This window comes from Muriventricola aceti, assembly GCF_025567565.1.
GTDB classification, from domain to species: Bacteria; Bacillota; Clostridia; order Oscillospirales; family Oscillospiraceae; genus Lawsonibacter; species Lawsonibacter aceti.
Genome location: NZ_JAOQKF010000025.1, coordinates 1 through 3,633 on the forward strand (window position 1 = coordinate 1; position 3,633 = coordinate 3,633).

Sequence of the window (3,633 nt, forward strand, 5' to 3'; positions counted from 1 at the left end):
GCCCAGGACGGAAGCCAGCGGCTTCCATCCTGACCGACGCTCTGATTCACTAAGTTCTACCGTGCAGGTGTCCAACTTACACTTGCAATTTGCGGTCTATTTATCTACCGTACTCTTTCCCTGAAGGACATCATGCCCATCTTGCGTGATTCTGTATCTCAGACCGCCGTGGTCATGTTTATCGTCGGTACAGCCAGCCTCTTCGCTTGGGTGCTGACCGTGACTGGTGTGGCTGCTGATGCGAGCAACCTGCTGATCCAGGTTTCCGCGGGCAATAAGTACATCTTCCTGTTGATCGTCAACATCATCCTGCTGATTGCCGGCTGCTTCATCGACGCAAACTCCGCCATGTATATTATCGTCCCCATCCTGTACCCTGTTGCTGAGGCTCTGGGTATCGACGGCGTACACCTGGGCTGTATCATGGTCATGAACCTGGCGATTGGCCTGGTTACTCCTCCTGTGGGCGTCAATTTGTATGTGGGTTGCGGTATCGCTGATATCAGCTTGAAGAGAATGTCAAAGTCGGTGTTGCCCTTTGTGGTGGCATCCATCATAGCCTTGTTGCTGACGACTTACCTGCCCTTCATTCCTATGACGCTTCCCAACTTGTTGGGTTAAACCGTTGTTCTGATCTGCCAAGCTTCTCTGCCGGTACACGATTGGGTGTACCGGCAGGGGAGAGAGGCAGGGAAGAAACAAATTTTTTTCCCCAAAAACATCCCATGTTAGGACATTGGGTGTTCTGCTCAAATGAAATAATTTTATGAGGTGAAGTCATGAAAAACATTAGTGCAAAGGAGCTAAAAGAGTACGCCAAGCAGCTCCGGAAAACTGCTGTGACCATGATCTACGAGGCACAGTCTGGTCATCCAGGAGGGTCTCTGTCCATCGCTGATATCGTGGCCTGTCTCTACTTCCGTGAAATGAATGTGGACCCCAAGAATCCAAGGTGGGCAGACCGTGACCGCTTTGTGCTGTCAAAGGGCCATGTATGCCCCATCCAGTATTCCGCGCTGGGTCTGCTGGGTTTCTTCCCAGAGGAAGACCTGCACACCTTGCGGAAGGAGGGTTCCAAGCTCCAGGGCCATCCCTCTATGAACAAGTGTCCTGGCATCGACATCTCTACCGGCTCTCTTGGACAGGGGTTGTCCTGCGCCGTGGGTATGGCTCTGGCTGGGAAGCGCGATCATAAAGACTACATGGTCTACGCTGTCGTAGGCGACGGCGAGGCTGATGAGGGCCAGATTTGGGAGGCAGTGATGGCTGCCTACCGGTATCATCTGGACAATCTGGTGGTCATCATCGACAACAATGGCCTACAGATCGATGGCACCACAGATGAAATTATGCCTCAGCTGGATCTGACTAAGAAGTTTGACGCCTTCGGCTATGACACCTATGAGATCGATGGCCACAATATGGAGCAGATCATGGAGACCTTTGATAAGATCCATGCTGCCAAGGATGGAAGACCTAAGTTCATCAATGCCCACACCGTAAAGGGCAAGGGTGTGTCTTACATGGAGAATCAACTGGCTTGGCACGGTATGGCTCCCAACGATGAGCAGTATCAGCAGGCTATGCGTGAGCTTGAGGAGGGTATCTGAGATGGATAAAAAGTTGATCGCTACCCGCGATGGCCTGGGGGACGAGCTGGTTGAGCTCGGAAAGAACAATAAGGACATCTATGTAGTAGACGTAGACATCGGAAAGTCTTGCAAAACCACCGCTTTTGCTAAGGCCTATCCGGAGCAGCATGTGAACGTGGGCATCGCGGAGCAGAACGGAGCCGGTCTGGCAGCCGGCTTGGCTACCTGCGGCAAGATCCCCTTCGTGGTTACCTATGCTGTGTTCGGCTCCCTGCGTATGTGCGAGCAGATCCGTCAGGAGATCTGCTATCCCAACCTGAATGTGAAGATCGCCTGCTCTCACGGCGGCGTTACCCCCGCCAATGACGGCGCTTCCCATCAGTGTATCGAGGATATGGGTGTTCTGCGCACCCTGCCCAACATGACGGTCATTATGCCGGCTGACTACTGGTCCGCCCGCAAGCTGGTGGCCGCGGCGGCGGAGATGAATGGCCCCTGCTACCTGCGCTTTACCCGTGACGCGATCCCCGTCATCTATGACGAGAACACCACCTTTGAGATCGGCAAGGCCAACCTGCTGAAGGACGGCAAGGATGTGGCCATCATCGCCAACGGCGACACCGTCCGTCTGGCTCTGGAGGCCGCCGAGGTGCTGGCTGGCAAGGGAATCTCCGCCCGAGTGCTGGATATGCACACCATCAAGCCTCTGGACGTAGAGGCGGTCAAGGCTTGTGTCAACGACATCGGTAAGATTATCACAGTGGAGGACCACAACATCATCAACGGCCTGGGCGGCGCTGTCTGCGAGGTCGTGGCCGAGATGGGCAAGGGCCAGGTCAAGCGCGTCGGCATCCAGGATCAGTTCGGCCAGTCTGCCCCCTATGAGCGCCTGCTGGCAATCAACGGCATCACTGTTGAGAACATTGTCGCCCAGGCTGAGAATTGGTAAGAGAGGGGTAGCGTGGTCATGAGAGCTGGTTTTATCGAAAAGCCGGAAGTCGCCTATTTTAAAGAGACTGAAGAACCGCAGATCAACAACCCTACTGATGTAAAAATTAAGGTCAAGGTGACTGGTATCTGTGGGTCCGAGGTCCATGCTTACCATGGAAAACACGCTTGGCGTGTTCCCCCCCTGGTTTCCGGACATGAGTTTGCGGGTGAGGTCTGTGAAGTTGGCAGCGCCGTCACGAAGTTTAAGGTTGGCGACCGTGTTACCGCAGAGCCCCAGTACGGTTGCGGTCACTGTGAGCTCTGTAAGGCCGGTAAATATAATCTGTGCCAGGATAAAAAAATATTGGGCGCTTATTACTGGAGCGGCTCCTTCGGTGAGTATATTGTAGCTCCTGAGGGATGCGTGATCCCCCTGGGGGAGAACGTCAGCTTTGACCAGGGCGCGCTGATTGAGCCTTTGGCTGTTGGTATGCACGCAGTCCGAGAGCATAAGGTCAATGAGGATAGCGTTATTGCCATCATTGGTTGTGGCACCATTGGGCTTGGTGTTCTTCTCAGCGCAAAGAGATTCAATCCGAAGAAGATCATCGCCATTGATGTGGTGGACTTCAACTTGGAGAAGGCCAAGGAAATGGGTGCCGATTTGGTGCTGAATTCAATGAAGGACCCGGTTTTGGACCGTGTTTTGGAAGAAACGGATGGCTATGGCGTGGATATGACCTTCTTGGCCTTCGGAAATGCGCCCTGTGTGCAGCAGGCCGCTGAGATCACGAAGCGCGGCGGCATTATTTCTGAAATTGCCATTATGGCCAATGTACAGGCTCCCTTTGACTTGATCCAGATTAAGGAGCTGAAGCTGTGCGGTTCCAATATGTACACCGCTGATGACTTTAAGGAAGTTATTGACGGAATCAATGAGGGTGATATCAAGTTAGATGGCTTTATCACCAAGCGGTTCCCTGTCGAGGAGTTCCACGATGCCATGGAGTGGGCCGATAAGCGACCGGAACCTGTGGTCAAGGTTGTTGTAGACTTCTGAGCAATAACGTGTCAATATTCAAATATAATAAGGCGGCCGCCCCACAGGGGC

General features: G+C 53.3%; 4 protein-coding genes. All 4 read left to right on the forward strand.

Annotation, left to right across the window (positions count from 1 at the left end; translation table 11 throughout):
• Positions 1 to 87 precede the first annotated feature (87 nt).
• The 4 genes from OCV64_RS16030 to OCV64_RS16045 all read left to right on the forward strand — a co-directional run bounded on the left by OCV64_RS16030 (position 88) and on the right by OCV64_RS16045 (position 3,582).
• Complete coding sequence (locus OCV64_RS16030) at positions 88 to 621, forward strand: TRAP transporter large permease subunit (RefSeq protein WP_262670550.1); 534 nt, start codon at positions 88 to 90, stop codon at positions 619 to 621.
• A gap of 158 nt (positions 622 to 779) precedes the next feature.
• Positions 780 to 1,610, forward strand: a complete 831-nt coding sequence (locus OCV64_RS16035; RefSeq protein WP_186852523.1) for a transketolase — start codon at positions 780 to 782, stop codon at positions 1,608 to 1,610.
• Position 1,611: 1 nt separating this feature from the next.
• Positions 1,612 to 2,541 (forward strand): transketolase family protein, encoded by a 930-nt coding sequence (locus tag OCV64_RS16040; protein ID WP_186852524.1) that lies wholly within the window; start codon positions 1,612 to 1,614, stop codon positions 2,539 to 2,541.
• Positions 2,542 to 2,559: 18 nt separating this feature from the next.
• Positions 2,560 to 3,582, forward strand: coding sequence for a zinc-dependent alcohol dehydrogenase (locus OCV64_RS16045; RefSeq protein ID WP_147572283.1), 1,023 nt, complete (start codon positions 2,560 to 2,562; stop codon positions 3,580 to 3,582).
• Positions 3,583 to 3,633: the final 51 nt, after the last annotated feature.